The following is a 17,232-nucleotide window of genomic DNA, read 5'->3' as shown; positions in this document are numbered from 1 at the left end:
GTCCCGGTCCCCGTGGGTAGGTACCGACCGTTGGTCGGTACGGCGCCGTCAGCCACCGACCTTGTGCCAGACCTGGAACCCGGTCAGCCACAGGCCGAGCATGCTGCCCAGGTTGGTCAGCATGAAGGTCAGGACCACGCGGGTGACCCGGTTGCGGTACCAGCCGCGCACGCTCTGCGCGTCGTCGCGCAGTTTGAGGAAGTCCTCGTAGGCCGGTTTGCGCAGGCGGGCCTCGACCAGCGCGGCGAACGCGCCGGTGGGGATGCTCAGCCGGAACGGCTTGAACGGGGCGACTACGATGGCGGTGAGGATGCTGAGGGGGTGGCTGCCGGCGAGCAGGCAACCCAGGCCGGCCAGGCCGCCGGTGTACATCGCCCACACCGCCAGCAGTTCGGTGCCCACGCCCAGTCCACCGCGGTAGAAGCCCACCGCGATCCCGGCCAGCACGATTGTCAGGATGGCCAGGGTGATCCAGGGGATGTTGCGTTTCTTCGGCACCGCTTCAAGCGATTCGCGCAGCGGGCCCGGTGCCTCGGTATCGGTTTCCAGGTACCGGGCCAGCCCGGCGAGGTGGCCGGCGCCGACCACTGTGAAGACCTCGCGCTGGGCCGGGTCGTGCACTTCGCGCAGGCGGGTGGCCATGTAGCGGTCGCGCTCGCCGATGATGGTTTCATACAGCGCCGGGCTCTCGCTGGCGAACTCGCCGAAGCTCGCTTCCAGCATGTCACCCTGCTTGAGCTTCTCGATCTCGTCTTCGCCGACCTCTTCGGAGGCGAACAGGCCGGTGCCCAGGCCCATGACCAGCTTGATCTTGCCGAAGAAGCCCAGCCGCTGCGAGGCGCGCTTGAAGGTCAGCCCTACTTCGCGGTCGATCAGGTGCACGGGCAGGTTGCGTTCGTTGGCCAGGCCGACGGCGCGCTTGAGCTCGGCACCGGGCTCGATGCCCAGTTGTTCGGCCAGGCGGCGCTGGTAGGCGGCCAGGGCGAGGTTGGCGGCGAACAGCGCCACGCGGCCCTTGCGGATCACCTCGACCAGGTCGAGCTTGGCCAGCGCATCGGGATTGGTCAGCGCCTGCAGGCGCTGCGGATCCAGCTCCACCGCGACGGCATCGAAGCGGCCGCTGTTGATGGCGCGTTCCACCACCTCCACGCTGGCCTGCGAAACGTGAGCGGTGCCCAGCAGGGTATAGCGCACGCCATCGCGCTCGACCACGCGCACGGGTTGGCCGGCGAACAGGGTGTCGCCGTTGTCGTCCATCAGGTTGTCGGTCATTTCATCATTCATTCGAAGGGGCGCTGTCGACACCATCGCCGAGCGCGCGCTGCATCTGCACCGTGTCCAGCCAGCGCCCATGCTTGCGGCCCAGGCCACGGAAGATGCCGACCAGGTGGAAGCCGAAGCGTTCGTGCAGCTTGATCGAGGCGGTGTTGGACGGTTCGCCGATCACGGCGACCATCTGGCGGTAGCCGCGCGCGACGCAGGTATCGATCAGGCCCTGCATCAGCGCGGTGCCGACGCCCTTGCCCTGGAAGGCGGCGTCGACATAGACGGAGTTTTCCACCGTCCACTGGTAGGCGATGCGGCCACGGTAGGTGTTGGCATAGGCGTAGCCGGCGACCTGGCCATCGACCTCGGCCACGAGGTAGGGGAACCCGCGCGCGACAATGTCGTGCATGCGCCGCTGCATCTCGGCCGCATCCGGAACGTCGTACTCGTAGGTATTGACGAAGTCGGTTACTTCCACGGCATAGATGGCGGTGATGGCCGGAATATCGGCATCGGTGGCGTCGCGCAGCAGCACGGTCACGGGGCGGGGTTCCTGTGGGGGATCAGTCGATGTAGCGCTTGAGCAGGTCGCCGTAGGCGTCGATGCGGCGGTCGCGCAGGAACGGCCAGATCCGGCGGACGTGTTCGCTGCGCTGCAGGTCGACGTCGCAGACCAGCACGGTCGGCTCGGCACCGGCTTCGGCAATGAACTCGCCCTGCGGGCCCAGCACGTGGCTGTTGCCCCAGAACTGGATGCCGGAGGCGCCCAGCGGCGATGGCTCATGGCCGACGCGGTTGCAGCTCAGCACGGGCACGCCGTTGGCCACGGCATGGCCGCGGTGGCTGAGCACCCAGGCATCGCGCTGGCGGCCCTGTTCGTCCTTCTGGTCGTCCGGGTCCCAGCCGATGGCGGTGGGGTAGAGCAGCAGTTCGGCACCGGCCAGCGCCATCAGTCGGGCGGCTTCCGGATACCACTGGTCCCAGCAGACGAGCACGCCAAGGCGACCCACCGAGGTATCGATCGGCTTGAAGCCGATGTCGCCGGGGGTGAAGTAGAACTTCTCGTAGAAGCCGGGGTCGTCCGGGATGTGCATCTTGCGGTACTTGCCCAGCAGGGTGCCGTCCTTTTCGAACACCACGGCGGTGTTGTGGTACAGGCCGGCGGCGCGGCGCTCGAACAGCGAGCCGACGATGACCACGCCGTGCTTTTTGGCGAGCGCGCCGAGGCGTTCGGTGCTCGGGCCGGGAATCGGTTCGGCCAGGTCGAACTCATCCACCGACTCGTGCTGGCAGAAGTACGCGCCGTTGTGCAGTTCCTGCAGCAGGATGAGCTTGGCACCTCGGGCAGCCGCTTCAGCCACGCGCGTTTCGATCACGGCCAGGTTGGCGGCCGCGTCACCGTGGTTGCGCTCCTGGATCAGGGCGACGGAAAGGGTGTGGCGAGAGCTCATCCGGGGCGGTCCTGCTGGGGGAAAAACCCAGTTTATCGCGGAAGCGTGTGCACCGCGTGCCGGGCGCTAAACGCAGGGCAACGGCTGGTGGTGCGGAGTGCTTGGTTGCATGCGATCGCCCGGGGCCGGGCGCTGCGCGGCTTCAGACATTTGAGCGAACAGCCGCAGGCGGAGGCACGGTCTGAGCTGGGCCGGCGGGGGTGGGTATGCGGGGGGCGCCGTAAACCCATCCATGGGGGCTTGGTCGCGGCATCCATGCCGCTCACACCCCCGCATACCCACCCCCGCCGACTCTCCGACAGTTGGCCGGTGGCCAAGGGAAACGCGGGTGCGCCGACGTATGGTCGGCGCCTGATGTGGCAGCCACATACAGAGGCGCGGCGCGCGACGTTGGTAGGGTTGGTTCCCAAACAACCGCCGTGAACGTGTCGGCGTTCGGTTGCGCATGAATTTGATCGAGATCGTCTGACGGCCAACGGCCGTCTCCCGCTTTTCCCGTGGCAACGACACACTGTCGAGAGGTGGGTCGGGGCATGCATCAGCTGCACGTTGTTCGCCCGAATGCATGAAGCCGGGCAAGCCCGGCTCCAAGCAGATACATGCAACCACGGAACGCGCGCGGAGCGCCGTTTCAAGCGTGTCAGGCGTTCAGAACTCCCGCCGGAAGCTGCATGGTGATGCAGTGCAGGCTGCCGTTCTGCCAGATCAGCGAGCGGCAGGGAACCTGCACGATCTCGTGGTTCGGATAGGCCTGGGCCAGGACGTCGCGCGCCGCGTCGTCGGCCACGTCGCCGTAGGCCGGCATCAGCACCGCGCCGTTGAGGATCAGGTAATTCGCGTAGGACGCCGCCAGGCGGCGGCCCTCGTCCATCACCGGGCGTGCCCATGGCAGCGGGAACAGCCGGTACGGCTGGCCGTCGGCCGTGCGCAGCGCCGCCAGTTCGTCGCCCATCGCCTGCAACTCGGCGAAATGCGAGTCCGTGCTGTCGTCGCAGGCCTGGTAGACGATGCTGTCCACCGACGCGAAGCGCGCCAGGGTGTCGATGTGCGCGTCCGTGTCGTCGCCTTCCAGGTAGCCGTGGTCGAGCCACAACACGCGGTCCTGCGCCAGCCAGCTGGCCATGTCCGCGCTGAGCGAGGCACGGTCGCGGTCCGGATGGCGCTCGTGCAGGCACTGCCAGGTGGTCAGCAGGGTACCGGCACCATCGGTTTCGATCGCCCCGCCTTCCAGCGCGAACGGGATGCTCTGCAGCTCCGCGTCGGCGAACAGCCCCGCCAGGTGCAGCACGCCCACCAGCTGGTCGTCCAGGCTTGCCTCGAACTTGCCGCCCCAACCGGTGAAGCGGAAGTCCAGCAGGCGGAAGCCGCCGTCGGCGCGGCGCAGCGTGATCGGGCCCGAATCGCGCAGCCAGGTGTCGTCGTACTGCGCAGTAACGAACCGCACCCGCCCGGTATCGATCCGGTTCGAGCGCAGGCGCGCATCGGCGTACGCCTCCAGGTCGTCGTCGGCCACGATGATCACCACCGGCTGGAAGCGGGTGATGGCCGCGACCAGCGCGATGTAGGTGTCCTCGACGTCACCCAGGCGGTCGGCCCAGTCGGTGTCGGCGTGGGGCCAGGCGATCAGGATGGCGGACTGGGATTCCCATTCGGCCGGAAAGCGGAGCGTGTCGTTCATGGTCTCGATGCGATGGCCCGCCGGGCGGCGGGCGTGGTTGTGGATCAGCGGATCGGCGGCTTCGGGCCGACTTCGTTGGCGTCGGCCTTGTTGGCCACCACGTCGATCACCTTTGACTTCTCGAAGTACACGGTGAACATCGGGTAGACCCAGCGGTTGATGGTCGGCCACTGGCGCTTCTGGCCGCCACGCGGCTCCAGCTTCTCGGTGGGTTCACCAAACGCGCTCAGCACCTGGCTGGCGGTCTGGCCGCGCACCGGTACCACCGGCGCGGCCTGCTCCTTGGTGCGGTCGATCAGCAGGGTATCGGCGTGGGCGCCGGCACAGGCCAGCAGGGCCAGCAGCGGCAGGGTGGTCAGGTAACGCTTCATCTCGATCTACTCCCCAGTCATCAAGAAAGGAGCCACGACCGGCGGTCGTGGCCAACAACGGCATCAGGACCAACCGGTCATGATCTACCGGCGGATCCGGCAAGGCAGCCATGACCGGTGGTCGTGGCACACCCGGCGATTACAACAAAATCGGCAATAAAAAACCGCCCGGAGGCGGCTTTTTATTCAGGCAGGTCGCGACCGATGGCCGTGACGCCCTCGGCTCAGCGCTGGCGAGCCTTGAAGCGCGGGTTCGACTTGCAGATCACGAAGATCTTGCCGCGACGACGGACGACCTTGCAGTCGCGGTGACGGGACTTGGCCGACTTCAGGGAAGACAGGACTTTCATTGCATACCTCGGCGTAAACGTGGATTCGGTTGGAGCGCGGCCGCGATATGCAGACGACAATCGGCAGGTGACGCTCGTTCAAGCCCGCCATTCTACCGGGCTTTTTTCCATCCTTTCAAGTGGTTGCACCAAAAAGGTCTCGGCAGCGGTAGGGCAGGGGCTAGAATGGGGGGTCAAATCCACAGGGAAACCCATGAATCAGCTACCTCCCGTGCTCACCATCGACGGCCCGTCCGGGGCCGGCAAGGGGACCGTAAGCCGCATTGTCGCATCCCGGCTGGGCTGGCACTACCTGGATTCGGGCGCCCTGTACCGGGCCGTGGGGGTGGCCGCGAGCTGGGCCGATATCGACACCTCGGACGCCTCCGCGCTGGTCCGGTGCACCTTCGACACCCATGTGCGCTTCGTCGAGGCGGCCGACGGGGGGCTGCGTGTCATCGTCAATGAGACCGACGCCACCGACGAGTTGCGCCTGGAAACCACCGGCGCCCTGGCCTCGGCCATTGCCGCCATCCCCGAGGTCCGCGCTGCGCTGAAAGAGCGCCAGCGCGCATTCAGGGTTCTGCCGGGCCTGGTTGCAGACGGCCGCGACATGGGCACCGTGATCTTCCCGGATGCCCCATTCAAGGTCTTCCTGACCGCCAGTGCCGAGGAGCGGGCCGGGCGCCGGCATAACCAGTTGAAAGACAAGGGGGTTTCTGTTAACTTTGATGACCTCCTGCGCGAGATCATGGCCCGCGACGCCCGTGATGCACAGCGCACAGTGGCGCCCCTGAAGCCGGCAGATGATGCCGTCGTCATCGACACCAGTGGTATCGGCATCGACACCGTCGTTGCCAAGGTACTGGATCTGCTTCCGGTTTCGGGTGCCTGATCCGTGGCAAGGAGGCCGTCAATCCATCGGCGGCAGTCGCACCAATGCAAGGCAACACAAGCTCCGTCCCGCAATGATGCGTGGCGGTTTTCCTACTTAACACACGACTCGCGTTACCGGGGTCGACCAACAGGCGGGCAGTAAAAGGGAACCGTTCCGGAACCCATGCCCATGTGTCCAACAGAGTAAATCTAATGACCGAATCATTTGCCGAACTGTTTGAAGCCAGCCAGGCCAATCTGGCCAAGCTGAAGCCGGGCGCCATCGTCAGCGGTGTTGTCGTTGAAGTCCGCGGCGACGTCGTGGTGATCAACGCCGGCCTGAAGTCCGAAGGCATCGTGCCGATCGAACAGTTCCGTAACGACGCCGGCGAAATCGACGTCGCCGAAGGCGATGTCGTCAAGGTCGCCCTCGACTCGATCGAGAACGGCTTCGGTGAAACCGTCCTGTCGCGCGAGAAAGCCAAGCGCGCCATGGTGTGGGACGAGCTGGAAGAAGCCCTGGAAAAGAACGAAACCATCACCGGCCGCATCAGCGGCAAGGTCAAGGGTGGTTTCACCGTGGACATCAAGGATGTCCGCGCGTTCCTGCCCGGTTCGCTGGTGGATGTGCGCCCGGTGCGCGACCCGGCCTACCTGGAAGGCAAGGAGCTGGAATTCAAGCTCATCAAGCTGGACCGCAAGCGTAACAACGTCGTGGTCTCGCGCCGCGCTGTCGTCGAAAGCGAACACTCGGAAGAGCGCGAGCAGCTGATGGACAAGCTGCAGGAAGGCGCGATCCTGAAGGGTGTCGTCAAGAACCTGACCGATTACGGCGCGTTCGTGGACCTGGGTGGCATCGACGGCCTGCTGCACATCACCGACATGGCCTGGAAGCGCGTGCGCCATCCGTCCGAAGTCGTCAACGTCGGCGACGAGCTGGACGTCCGCGTGCTGAAGTTCGACCGCGAGCGCAACCGCGTTTCGCTCGGCCTGAAGCAGCTGGGCGAGGATCCGTGGGACAACATCGCCCGCCGTTACCCGGCCAACAGCCGCGTGTTCGGCAAGGTCTCCAACGTCACCGATTACGGCGCGTTCGTCGAGATCGAGCCGGGCGTCGAAGGCCTGGTGCACGTTTCCGAGATGGATTGGACCAACAAGAACGTCAACCCGTCCAAGGTCGTGCAGGTCGGTGACGAAGTCGAAGTCATGGTCCTGGACGTCGACGAGGAGCGTCGCCGCATCTCGCTGGGCATGAAGCAGGTTGCCGCCAATCCGTGGGAAACCTTCGCTGCCATCCACAAGAAGGGCGACAAGGTGTCGGGCCAGATCAAGTCGATCACCGACTTCGGCATCTTCATCGGCCTGGACGGCGGTATCGACGGCCTGGTGCACCTGTCCGACATCAGCTGGAACACCACCGGCGAAGACGTGGTCCGCAACTTCAAGAAGGGCGACAACCTGGACGCCGTCGTCCTGGCCGTCGATCCGGAGCGCGAGCGCATCAGCCTGGGCGTCAAGCAGCTGGAGCAGGATCCGTTCGGTCAGTACATGGCTGCCAACCCGAAGGGTTCGAAGGTCGAAGGCGTGGTCAAGGAAGTGGACGCCAAGGGCGCTACCATCGAACTGGCTGACGGCATCGAAGGTTACGTCTCGGCTCGTGACGTTGCCAACGAGCGCGTCGACGACGCGACCCAGTTCCTGAAGGTCGGCGACAAGGTTGAAGCGAAGTTCGTGGGCATGGATCGCAAGGGTCGTACCCTGCAGCTGTCGATCAAGGCCAAGGACGACGCGGAAATGCGCGAAGTGCTGGAGGAATACCAGTCCTCTTCCGCTTCCAGCGGCACCACCCAGCTCGGCGCGCTGCTGCGCGCCCAGCTGAACGGCAACAAGTCCGAGTAATCGGGCCCCGCCGTAGCTGTAGTTTCCTGGGCGGCCCGGACACTTGTCCGGGCCGTTTCAGGGTTTGAGACCCTCGACGCGAGTCCGCAATGACCAAATCCGAGTTGATCGAAATCCTGGCGCGCCGGCAGGCGCATCTGAAGTCGGACGATGTCGATCTGGCGGTGAAGTCGTTGCTGGAAATGATGGGCGGGGCGCTGGCCGGCGGGGATCGCATCGAGATCCGCGGGTTCGGCAGTTTTTCGTTGCACTACCGGCCGCCGAGGCTGGGGCGCAACCCCAAGACCGGGGAATCGGTCGCATTGCCGGGCAAGCATGTCCCGCATTTCAAGCCGGGCAAGGAACTGCGTGAGCGCGTCAGCGCCGTGGTACCGCTGGAAAGCGATCCTGCCTGAGCCACGTCATCCGCCAATGCGGATGCACCCCTTGCATGGGTTCGGCTACTCTTGAACCCCAACGCATGCCTTCTTCTACTTTCTACGGACGTTGAGCGCCGATGGAATTTGTCTCCGAGTGGTTCTGGTTTTTCCTGTTCCTGCCGCTGGCAGCGGTGTCCGGCTGGGTGATCGGCCGGCGTGGTGGCCAGCGCCATGGCGACAACCAGGTCAGCCGTCTGTCCAGCACTTATTTCCGTGGCCTGAACTACCTGCTCAACGAGCAGCCTGACAAGGCCATCGAACTGTTCCTGCACATCGCCGAGCTGGACAAGGAAACCTTCGAGACCCAGGTCGCGCTGGGGCACCTGTTCCGCCGCCGTGGCGAGGTCGATCGTGCCATCCGGCTGCACCAGGGGCTGGTCAACCGCACCGACCTGAGCGACGCCCAGCGCGTCCAGGCGCTGCTGGCCCTGGGCGAGGACTACATGAAGTCCGGCCTGCTGGATCGCGCCGAGACCGTCTTTACCGAGCTGGCCCAGATCGACCAGCGCGCCCCGCAGGCGCTCAAGCACCTGATCGGCATCTACCAGGCCGAGCGCGACTGGGAAAAGGCGATCGACAACGCCACCCGTTACGAAGAGGTCACCGGCGAGCCCATGGGCAAGCTGGTCGGTCAGTTCGAATGCGAACTGGCTGAACGCTTCCGCGGTGCCGGCAAGATCGAGGAGGCGCGTGCGGCGATCGCGCGGGCCTACCAGGCCGACGCCATGTCGGTACGTGCCGGCATCATCGAAGGGCGGCTGGAGACCGACTCGGGCAACGCCGAAGCGGCCGTGCGCGCGTTCGAACGTGCCGCCCGCAACGACCCCGAATACCTGCCCGAGGTGCTGCAGCCGTTGATGCAGAACTACCGCAAGGTCGGCGACCTCGGCGGCGCCCGCGCATTCCTGTCGGAAATGACCGAGCACTACCGCGGTATCGCGCCGGTGCTGGCCCTGACCCAGCTGATGGAAGAACAGGAAGGTGTCGCCCCGGCGCGCGCCTACCTGGGGCGCCAGCTGAAGGATCGTCCGTCGGTTCGCGGCGAGTCGGCCCTGATCGACCTGACCCTGGCCGAAGGCGCCGACTCCACCGCGACCTTGCACGACCTCAAGCACATCACCGACCAGCTGCTGGTCCGCAACCCGGCGTACCGTTGCACCCGCTGCGGCTTCGGCGCGCGCACCCACCACTGGCAATGCCCGAGCTGCAAGGAGTGGGGAACGGTCAAGCCGCTGCTGAACTACGCGGTGCTCTGACCCATGGCCCCTGCGTGGTGGATCGGAGCGGCGGCCGTGCTGGCCGTCGCGGCGGCGCTTACCGCGTGTGCCCGCCACTATGCGCTGCGGCGCAACCTGATGGACCAGCCCGGCGAACGCCGCAGCCACGGCGTGGCCACTCCGCGCGGCGGCGGCATCGCCATCGTCGTGACCCTGCTGCTGGCGGCACTGGTGGCCGCCATCGCCTGGCCCACGGCACGCATGCCGCTGCTGGTGTCCGCGCTGGGCCTGGTGCTGGTGGCCGGTATCGGCTGGTGGGATGACCATCGCCCGCTGCCGGCAGTGCGTCGGCTGCTGGTGCATCTGATCGCCGCCGCCCTGATCGCGGGCCTGGTCTGGAATGCCACCGGCAACGTCTGGCAGGCCGCGCTGGCCCTGCTGTTCACGACATCGCTGATCAACATCTGGAACTTCATGGATGGGATCAACGGGATCGCGACCAGCCAGGCCATTCTGGCCGGTTTGGCCTTCGCCCTGGTGCTGCCCGGCCCCCTGGCCCTGGTGGGTATCGTGCTGGCCCTGGCCTGCCTGGGTTTTCTGCCGTTCAACTTCCCGCGCGCGCGGATTTTCATGGGCGATGTCGGCAGCGGGGCACTGGGCTACGCGGTCGCGGCGCTGGTCTGCCTGGCCAGCGTGGCCACTTCGCTGTCCTGGTTGCTGCTGCTGGTGCCGCTGACCGCGTTCCTCGTGGACGCAGGCTTCACACTGCTCTCGCGCATGCTCTCGGGTCAGAGATGGATGGAGCCCCACACCCAGCATCTTTACCAGCGGGCCGTTAAAAGTGGTGCCACGCACACTTCGGTTACAGGGACGTACTTTGTTTTTGGTCTGTTCAGTATTACAGTGTTTAATGCTTGCACGTACTTGCAGCCGAGGTGGGAGGCTGCCGTTGCCATAGCGTGGATGTTCTGCGCGACTGGTCTTTGGCTGCTCCTGCGCAAGGGAATGCGCCACTAGAAGGATTGCCTGGTTTATGACGTCTTGGCTGGACCGCTTTACGAGCCTGCTTCCGCGTGCCGCCATCGTGGCCCACGATCTGTTCATGGTCTGGGCCTGCTGGCAGCTGCTGCATGCGGGCCGCTATTCGATGTTGGCGGACGCCCCCTCGCTGCCCCTGTGGAACATCGATACCACGCTGGTGCTGGCCATCCAGGCGGTGGTGTTCTGGCGCGTGGGCCTGTACCGCGGCCTGTGGCGGTTCGCCAGCGTGGCCGACCTGCTGCACATCTTCAAATCGAGTTTCATCGGCCTGCTGGCCATCGTCGTGGTGCTGGCGTACAAGCGCTTCGCCGGCGTCCCGATGTCGGTTCTGGTCATCTATCCGTTCGCGCTGTCGGCGCTGCTGGGCGCGCCGCGCCTGCTGTACCGGGCATGGAAGGACTACCAGGCGCTGCAGTCCGACGCCACCGCGCGCCGGGTGCTGATCCTGGGCGCCGGCCAGGCGGCTGAAGCCCTGGTCCGCGACCTGCGCCGTTCGGGCGATTTCGAGCCGGTAGGCCTGCTGGACGACGCCCAGCACCTTCAGGGCGCCAAGCTGCAGGGCCTGCCCATCCTCGGCACGCTCGACGACGCGGCCGCCGTGGCCCGCGAGACCGCGGCCAAGCTGCTGGTCATCGCCATTCCCTCGCTCGACGCAGCCGGCATGCAGCGCGTGGTGGCGCTGTGCGAAAGCACCGGCGTGCCGTTCCGGATGGTGCCCAAGCTCAATGACGTGCTGCTGGGGCATTCGCTGCCTGGCGAGCTGAAGGAAGTGGCCATCGAGGACCTGCTCGGGCGCAAACCGATCCTGCCGGACTGGTCCCTGATCCGTGGCTGGCTGGGCGGGCGCACTGTTCTGGTGACCGGCGCCGGTGGTTCGATCGGGTCCGAGCTGTGCCGCCAGTGCGCGCGGCACGGGGCAGGGCGGGTGGTGCTGCTTGAAATGAGCGAGCTGCTGCTGCTGACCATCGAAGCCGAACTCAAGCGCAGCTTCCCGGACCTGATGGTGGAAGCGGTGCTGGGCGACTGCGGCGACCCCGCCGTGATCCGCCATGCGCTGTCGCTGTCCAGCGTCGACGCGGTCTTCCACGCCGCCGCCTACAAGCAGGTGCCGGTGCTGGAGCGCCAGCTGCGCGAAGCGGTGCGCAACAACATCCTGTCCACCGAGACGGTGGCGCGCGCCTGCGTGGAAGCGCGTATCGAGCACTTCGTGTTCATCTCCACCGACAAGGCCGTCGACCCGGTCAACGCGCTCGGCGCCAGCAAGCGCTATGCGGAGATGATCTGCCAGAGCCTGGACCAGAAGACCAGCCATACCCGTTTCGTGACCGTGCGCTTCGGCAACGTGCTGGCCTCGGCCGGCAGCGTGGTCCCGGTGTTCCGCGAGCAGATCCTCAAGGGCGGTCCGGTCACGGTCACCGACCCGGAGGTGACCCGGTACTTCATGACCATTCCCGAGGCCTGCCAGTTGATCCTGCAGGCCGCGGCATCGGCATCGCACGGTGCGATCTATACCCTGGACATGGGCGAGCCGGTGCCGATCCGGGTGCTGGCCGAACAGATGATCCGCCTGGCCGGCAAACAGCCGTACAAGGACATCGCCATCGTCTACACCGGCCTCCGCCCCGGCGAGAAACTGCACGAAACCCTGTTCTATTCGGACGAGGACTATCGCCCGACCGCGCATCCAAAGATCCTGGAAGCCGGCGTGCGCACCTTTGCGCGCGACCAGGTGCTGGGCAACGTACCGCGACTGCGCGAAGCGATCGCCAATTACGATACCGACGCCATCAACAGCATCCTGTTCGCGACCATGCCGGAATTTGCGCCATTGCAACAGGAATCTCACGTCGAGTCGGCTAACGTGGTGCCCTTTCCGGCACGAGAGGCCAACAGGCTGTGACGAACAAGCGCATTCGCAAGGCGGTATTCCCGGTAGCGGGACTGGGCACCCGGTTCCTTCCCGCGACCAAGACGGTTCCCAAGGAAATGCTGCCGATCATCGATCGGCCGCTGATCCAGTACGCCGTCGATGAAGCGATCGAAGCGGGGTGCGACACCCTGATCTTCGTCACCAACCGCTACAAGCATGCGGTGGCGGACTACTTCGACAAGGCCTACGAACTCGAGCAGAAGCTGGAGCGGGCAGGCAAGACCGAGCTGCTGGAGCTGGTACGCAACGTGCTGCCGGAAGGCGTGCGCGCGGTCTTCGTCACCCAGACCGAAGCGCTGGGCCTGGGCCACGCGGTGCTGTGCGCGAAATCGGTCGTCGGTGACGAGCCGTTCGCGGTGCTGCTCCCGGACGACCTGATCTGGAACCGCGGCGACGGCGCGCTCAAGCAGATGGCCGATCTCAATGCCGCCACCGGTGCCAGCGTGATCGCGGTCGAAGACGTGCCGCATGAGAACACCGCAAGCTACGGCATCGTGGCGACCGAAGCGTTCGACGGCCGCAAGGGCCGCATCTCGCAGATCGTGGAGAAGCCGAAGCCGGAGGACGCGCCGAGCGACCTGGCCGTGGTGGGCCGTTACGTGCTCGACCCGAAGATCTTCGGCCTGCTTGAAGCCACCGGCCGCGGCGCTGGCGGTGAGATCCAGCTGACCGACGCGATTGCCGAGCTGCTGAAGTCCGACGAAGTCAATGCGTACCGCTTCGAAGGTACCCGTTTCGACTGCGGTACCCACCTGGGACTGGTCGAGGCGACGATCCGCTTCGCGCTCGAGAACAAGAAGCTGGCCAAACCCGCCCGCGAGAAGCTGACGCAGATGCTGGCCGAGGATTGATCGCGAAGGCGGTCAATCGGTGAAAAAAAGGGCGGCCTGATGGCCGCCCTTTTTCGTAGCGCCGGCCGTTGGCCGGCCCTCATTACCGCCTGGGCCGACCAACGGTCGGCGCTACCGGTTGCGGACACGTCCACCGACCAACGGTCGGTGGCTACCGGTGGTAGGTGCCGACCGTTGGTCGGCACGCCGATAGACGCCGCAACCGGCGCCGCATCACAGCGATTCGAAGATGCCCGCTGCGCCCATGCCGGTGCCGATGCACATGGTGACCATGCCGTACTTCTGCTGGCGACGGCGCAGGCCGTGCAGCAGGGTGGCGGTGCGGATCGCGCCGGTCGCGCCCAGCGGGTGGCCCAGGGCGATGGCGCCGCCCAGCGGGTTGACCTTGGACGGGTCCAGGCCGCAATCGCGGATCACCGCCAGCGACTGCGCGGCGAAGGCTTCGTTGAGCTCGATCCAGTCCAGCTGGTCCTGGCTCAGGCCGGCCTGCTTCAGCGCCTTGGGAATCGCGGCGATCGGGCCGATGCCCATCACTTCCGGGCGCACGCCGGCAACCGAGAAACTGACGAAGCGGGCCAGCGGCTTCAGGCCGTAGTCCTTCACCGCCTGCTCCGACGCCAGCAGCACCGCGCCGGCGCCGTCGCTCATCTGCGAGGAGTTGCCGGCGGTCACGGTGCCGCCGAACTGGCCGTTGCGGAACACCGGGCGCAGCTTGGCCAGGCCTTCGGCCGACGAATCCGGACGCGGGCCTTCGTCGGTGTCGACGATGCGGTCGCGGGTGATGATGCGGCGGCCGTCGGCCAGGTCGGGCTGGCGGGTGCGCACGTCGTAGGGACTGATCTCATCCTTGAACTCGCCGTTCTGGATCGCGGCGATGGCCTTCTGGTGCGACGCCAGCGCGAAGGCGTCCTGTTCTTCGCGCGAGACCTTCCATTCCTCGGCGACCTTCTCGGCGGTGATGCCCATGCCGTAGGCGATGGCCACGTGGTCGTTGTCGAACACGCTCGGGGCCATGGCGATCTTGTTGCCCATCATCGGCACCATCGACATCGACTCGGTGCCGCCGGCCAGCATCAGGTCGGCATTGCCCAGGCGGATCTGGTCGGCCGCCATCGCCACGGCCTGCAGGCCGGAGGAGCAGAAACGGTTCACCGTCTGCGCGGCGATGGTATCGGGCAGGCCGGCCAGCAGCACGCCGATGCGCGCCACGTTCATGCCCTGCTCGGCTTCGGGCATGGCGCAGCCGATGATGGCGTCGTCGATGCGGTTGACGTCGATCCCCGGTGCCTGCGCGACCACGGACCTGAGCACGTGGGCCAGCATGTCGTCGGGACGGGTATTGCGGAACACGCCCTTGGGCGCCTTGCCAACCGGGGTGCGGGTGGCGGCGACGATGTAGGCGTCCTGGATTTGCTTGGTCATTGCAATGATCTCTTCAATTAGGGGACAGGCGTGCCGACCAACCGTCGGCACCTACCGGGCGCGCAATCAATTGCGCAGCGGCTTGCCGGTCTTGAGCATGTGCGCGATGCGGGCCTGGGTCTTTTCCTGCTGGGCCAGTTCGACGAAGTGCTTGCGCTCCAGGGTCAGCAGCCACTCTTCGTCGACCAGGGTGCCGCGATCCACTTCGCCACCGCACAGCACGGTGGCGATGCGCACGGCGATCTCGTAGTCGTACGGGCTGATGAAGCGGCCTTCCAGCATGTTGACCAGCATCATCTTGAAGGTGGCGATGCCCACGTCACCGGCCACCTGGATGCGGCGGGCCGGCATCGGCGGACGGTAGCCGCCTTCGGCCAGCGCCTGCACTTCGGCCTTGGCGATGTGCAGCGCTTCGAAGCTGTTGAACACCACCTTGTCGGTGGCGCGCATCAGGCCCAGTTCCTTGGCGTTGACCGCCGAGTTGGAGACCTTGGCCATGGCCACGGTTTCGAAGGTCTTCTTCAGTTCGGCGAACACATCACCGCCCGGGCCGGCCGCCTGCGAGGCGCGCACTGCCAGTTCCTTCAGGCCACCACCGGCCGGCAGCAGGCCGACGCCGGCTTCGACCAGGCCGATGTAGCTTTCCAGTGCGGCGACGCTCTTGGCGCTGTGCATCTGGAATTCGCAGCCGCCACCGAGGGCCAGGCCGCGCACCGCGGTCACCACCGGCACCAGCGCGTACTTGATGGCCTGGCTGGTGCGCTGGAAGTTGTGCACCATTTCTTCGAACTGGTCGACCTTGCCGGCCTGCAGCAAGCCGAGCGCGCCGGCCAGGTCGGCACCGGCGGAGAAGGGTTCCTTCTGCTGCCAGATCACGAGGCCCTTGAAGCCCTGCTCAGCGCGCTTGATCGCTTCCTGCAGGCCGTTGAGCACGTGGTCGGACACGGTGTTCATCTTGGTCTTGAAGCTGACCACGGCAATGCCGTCGCCGTCGTGCCACATGCGCACGCCGTCGTTCTCGAACACGGTTTCGCCCGGGCTGAAGGTCTCGCCCAGCAGCGGATCCGGGAAGCGCTGGCGCTGGTACACCGGCAGCGCCGAACGCGGCAGCTTGGCGTTGCGGGTCGGGCTGTAGCTGCCTTCGGCGGCGTGCACGCCGTCGCGGCCGTCGAACACCCAGTCCGGCAGCGGGGCGTTGCTCATGCTCTTGCCGGCGACGATGTCATCGGCGATCCACTGCGCGACCTGCTTCCAGCCGGCAGCCTGCCAGGTTTCGAACGGGCCCAGCGACCAGCCGTAGCCCCAGCGGATGGCCAGGTCGACGTCGCGCGCGGTTTCGGCGATGTCGGCCAGGTGGTAGGCGCTGTAGTGGAACAGGTCGCGGAAGGTCGCCCACAGGAACTGCGCCTGCGGGTGCTGGCTTTCGCGCAGCTTGGCGAACTTTTCGGCCGGGTTTTTGATCTTCAGGATCTCGACCACTTCCGGGGCCGCGGTGCGGTCGGCAGGGCGGTAGTCCTGCTTTTCCAGGTCCAGCACCACGATGTCCTTGCCGACCTTGCGGAAGATGCCGGCGCCGGTCTTCTGGCCCAGTGCGCCCTTGGCGATCAGCGCGTCCAGCCACTTCGGCGAGGCGAAGTACCGGTGCCACGGGTCGTTGGGCAGGGTGTCGCCCATGGTCTTGATGACGTGGGCCATGGTGTCCAGGCCGACCACGTCCGAGGTGCGGTAAGTCGCCGATTTCGGGCGGCCGACCAGCGGGCCGGTCAGGCCATCGACTTCATCGAAGCCCAGGCCGAACTGCTGGGTGTGGAAGATGGTGGACAGGATCGAGAACACGCCGATGCGGTTGCCGATGAAGTTCGGGGTGTCCTTGGCGTACACCACGCCCTTGCCGAGGGTGGTGACCAGGAAGCTTTCCAGGCCTTCCAGCACGGCGGCGTCGGTGGTGGTGGCCGGGATCAGCTCGGCCAGGTGCATGTAGCGCGGCGGGTTGAAGAAGTGCACGCCGCAGAAGCGGTGGCGCAGCTGTTCGGGCAGCACGTCGGCGAGCTTGTTGATGCCCAGGCCGGAGGTATTCGAGGCCAGTACGGCATGGTCGGCCACGAACGGCGCGATCTTCTTGTACAGGTCCTGCTTCCAGTCCATCCGCTCTGCGATGGCTTCGATGATCAGGTCGCAGTCGCGCAGCTGTTCCAGGCCGCTGCTGTCATCCGGCGTGCCATAGTTGGCCGCGGTGATCGCTTCGGCGTACGACTTGCTGGCCAGCGGGGCAGGGCTGAGCTTGCCGAGGTTGGCGATGGCCTTGAGGACGATGCCGTCGGCAGGACCTTCCTTGGCGGGCAGGTCGAACAGCACGGTGTCGACGCCGGCATTGGTCAGGTGGGCGGCAATCTGGGCACCCATGACGCCGGCACCCAGCACGGCGGCACGGCGGACTGGCAGGGAATTGGACATGTCGATAAGCCTTTGTTGGTCGTTGCAA

Annotated in this window: 15 protein-coding genes; 7 read left to right on the top strand and 8 right to left on the bottom strand. The window is 66.1% G+C overall.

Annotated features, from left to right (window positions below; translation table 11 throughout):
• Positions 1-48 precede the first annotated feature (48 nt).
• The 6 genes from FSZ13_RS02650 to ykgO form a co-directional block, all read right to left on the bottom strand.
• The gene (locus FSZ13_RS02650) at positions 49-1,284 is read right to left on the bottom strand and encodes a TraB/GumN family protein (RefSeq protein ID WP_145477874.1); all 1,236 of its coding nucleotides are present in this window, start codon (positions 1,282-1,284) and stop codon (positions 49-51) included.
• Complete coding sequence (locus FSZ13_RS02645; protein ID WP_145477873.1) at positions 1,277-1,807, bottom strand: GNAT family N-acetyltransferase; 531 nt, start codon at positions 1,805-1,807, stop codon at positions 1,277-1,279. Before FSZ13_RS02645 ends, FSZ13_RS02650 begins: the two co-directional genes overlap by 8 nt.
• Before the next feature lie 22 nt (positions 1,808-1,829).
• Positions 1,830-2,717: a carbon-nitrogen hydrolase gene (locus FSZ13_RS02640; RefSeq protein WP_145477872.1), complete on the bottom strand. Its 888-nt coding sequence runs from the start codon at positions 2,715-2,717 to the stop codon at positions 1,830-1,832.
• Positions 2,718-3,357: 640 nt separating this feature from the next.
• A complete protein-coding gene (locus FSZ13_RS02635) occupies positions 3,358-4,395 on the bottom strand; it encodes an agmatine deiminase family protein (RefSeq protein ID WP_145477871.1) in 1,038 nt (345 codons plus the stop codon).
• Between the two features lie 44 nt (positions 4,396-4,439).
• Positions 4,440-4,766: a hypothetical protein gene (locus FSZ13_RS02630; RefSeq protein WP_145477870.1), complete on the bottom strand. Its 327-nt coding sequence runs from the start codon at positions 4,764-4,766 to the stop codon at positions 4,440-4,442.
• A gap of 224 nt (positions 4,767-4,990) precedes the next feature.
• Positions 4,991-5,116, bottom strand: a complete 126-nt coding sequence (gene ykgO, locus FSZ13_RS02625; RefSeq protein ID WP_017355593.1) for a type B 50S ribosomal protein L36 — start codon at positions 5,114-5,116, stop codon at positions 4,991-4,993.
• A 193-nt stretch (positions 5,117-5,309) separates the two neighbouring features.
• On the opposite strand from ykgO, the gene cmk reads away from it, so the two are divergent.
• The 7 genes from cmk to galU all read left to right on the top strand — a co-directional run bounded on the left by cmk (position 5,310) and on the right by galU (position 13,328).
• On the top strand, positions 5,310-5,990 hold the full coding sequence (cmk, locus tag FSZ13_RS02620) for a (d)CMP kinase (RefSeq protein WP_145477869.1): 681 nt from the start codon (positions 5,310-5,312) through the stop codon (positions 5,988-5,990).
• A 194-nt stretch (positions 5,991-6,184) separates the two neighbouring features.
• Positions 6,185-7,870 carry a 30S ribosomal protein S1 gene (gene rpsA, locus FSZ13_RS02615; protein ID WP_070209366.1) on the top strand — a complete coding sequence of 562 codons (1,686 nt, stop codon included), beginning with the start codon at positions 6,185-6,187 and terminating at the stop codon, positions 7,868-7,870.
• Positions 7,871-7,959: 89 nt separating this feature from the next.
• Positions 7,960-8,265, top strand: coding sequence for an integration host factor subunit beta (locus FSZ13_RS02610; RefSeq protein WP_017355596.1), 306 nt, complete (start codon positions 7,960-7,962; stop codon positions 8,263-8,265).
• Positions 8,266-8,366: 101 nt separating this feature from the next.
• On the top strand, positions 8,367-9,545 hold the full coding sequence (gene lapB, locus FSZ13_RS02605; RefSeq protein WP_145477868.1) for a lipopolysaccharide assembly protein LapB: 1,179 nt from the start codon (positions 8,367-8,369) through the stop codon (positions 9,543-9,545).
• Positions 9,546-9,548: 3 nt separating this feature from the next.
• Positions 9,549-10,523: an MraY family glycosyltransferase gene (locus tag FSZ13_RS02600; RefSeq protein WP_145477867.1), complete on the top strand. Its 975-nt coding sequence runs from the start codon at positions 9,549-9,551 to the stop codon at positions 10,521-10,523.
• 16 nt (positions 10,524-10,539) lie between these two features.
• Positions 10,540-12,447: a polysaccharide biosynthesis protein gene (locus FSZ13_RS02595; RefSeq protein ID WP_186308826.1), complete on the top strand. Its 1,908-nt coding sequence runs from the start codon at positions 10,540-10,542 to the stop codon at positions 12,445-12,447.
• Entirely contained in the window at positions 12,444-13,328 is an 885-nt protein-coding gene (gene galU, locus FSZ13_RS02590; RefSeq protein WP_145477866.1) for a UTP--glucose-1-phosphate uridylyltransferase GalU, read from the top strand. Before FSZ13_RS02595 ends, galU begins: the two co-directional genes overlap by 4 nt.
• A 213-nt stretch (positions 13,329-13,541) precedes the next feature.
• Here galU and FSZ13_RS02585 read toward each other — a convergent pair whose 3' ends face one another.
• Positions 13,542-14,750 carry an acetyl-CoA C-acyltransferase gene (locus FSZ13_RS02585; protein ID WP_145477865.1) on the bottom strand — a complete coding sequence of 403 codons (1,209 nt, stop codon included), beginning with the start codon at positions 14,748-14,750 and terminating at the stop codon, positions 13,542-13,544.
• A gap of 66 nt (positions 14,751-14,816) precedes the next feature.
• Positions 14,817-17,204, bottom strand: a complete 2,388-nt coding sequence (locus tag FSZ13_RS02580; RefSeq protein ID WP_145477864.1) for a 3-hydroxyacyl-CoA dehydrogenase/enoyl-CoA hydratase family protein — start codon at positions 17,202-17,204, stop codon at positions 14,817-14,819.
• Positions 17,205-17,232: the final 28 nt, after the last annotated feature.

Source organism: Stenotrophomonas rhizophila, assembly GCF_007667275.1.
In the GTDB taxonomy this organism is placed as follows: Bacteria; Pseudomonadota; Gammaproteobacteria; order Xanthomonadales; family Xanthomonadaceae; genus Stenotrophomonas; species Stenotrophomonas maltophilia_AE.
Note: the sequence above shows the minus strand (reverse complement) of the source record. Positions and strands in the feature narration are given on the sequence as shown.

What these genes read in the sequence shown, in the direction of transcription:
- FSZ13_RS02650 (WP_145477874.1), bottom strand. Translation starts at nt 1,284, where the DNA reads ATGAATGATGAAATGACCGACAACCTGATGGACGACAACGGCGACACC.
- FSZ13_RS02640 (WP_145477872.1), bottom strand. Translation starts at nt 2,717, where the DNA reads ATGAGCTCTCGCCACACCCTTTCCGTCGCCCTGATCCAGGAGCGCAAC.
- FSZ13_RS02635 (WP_145477871.1), bottom strand. Translation starts at nt 4,395, where the DNA reads ATGAACGACACGCTCCGCTTTCCGGCCGAATGGGAATCCCAGTCCGCC.
- FSZ13_RS02630 (WP_145477870.1), bottom strand. Translation starts at nt 4,766, where the DNA reads ATGAAGCGTTACCTGACCACCCTGCCGCTGCTGGCCCTGCTGGCCTGT.
- ykgO (WP_017355593.1), bottom strand. Translation starts at nt 5,116, where the DNA reads ATGAAAGTCCTGTCTTCCCTGAAGTCGGCCAAGTCCCGTCACCGCGAC.
- cmk (WP_145477869.1), top strand. Translation starts at nt 5,310, where the DNA reads ATGAATCAGCTACCTCCCGTGCTCACCATCGACGGCCCGTCCGGGGCC.
- rpsA (WP_070209366.1), top strand. Translation starts at nt 6,185, where the DNA reads ATGACCGAATCATTTGCCGAACTGTTTGAAGCCAGCCAGGCCAATCTG.
- FSZ13_RS02610 (WP_017355596.1), top strand. Translation starts at nt 7,960, where the DNA reads ATGACCAAATCCGAGTTGATCGAAATCCTGGCGCGCCGGCAGGCGCAT.
- lapB (WP_145477868.1), top strand. Translation starts at nt 8,367, where the DNA reads ATGGAATTTGTCTCCGAGTGGTTCTGGTTTTTCCTGTTCCTGCCGCTG.
- FSZ13_RS02600 (WP_145477867.1), top strand. Translation starts at nt 9,549, where the DNA reads ATGGCCCCTGCGTGGTGGATCGGAGCGGCGGCCGTGCTGGCCGTCGCG.
- FSZ13_RS02595 (WP_186308826.1), top strand. Translation starts at nt 10,540, where the DNA reads ATGACGTCTTGGCTGGACCGCTTTACGAGCCTGCTTCCGCGTGCCGCC.
- FSZ13_RS02585 (WP_145477865.1), bottom strand. Translation starts at nt 14,750, where the DNA reads ATGACCAAGCAAATCCAGGACGCCTACATCGTCGCCGCCACCCGCACC.
- FSZ13_RS02580 (WP_145477864.1), bottom strand. Translation starts at nt 17,204, where the DNA reads ATGTCCAATTCCCTGCCAGTCCGCCGTGCCGCCGTGCTGGGTGCCGGC.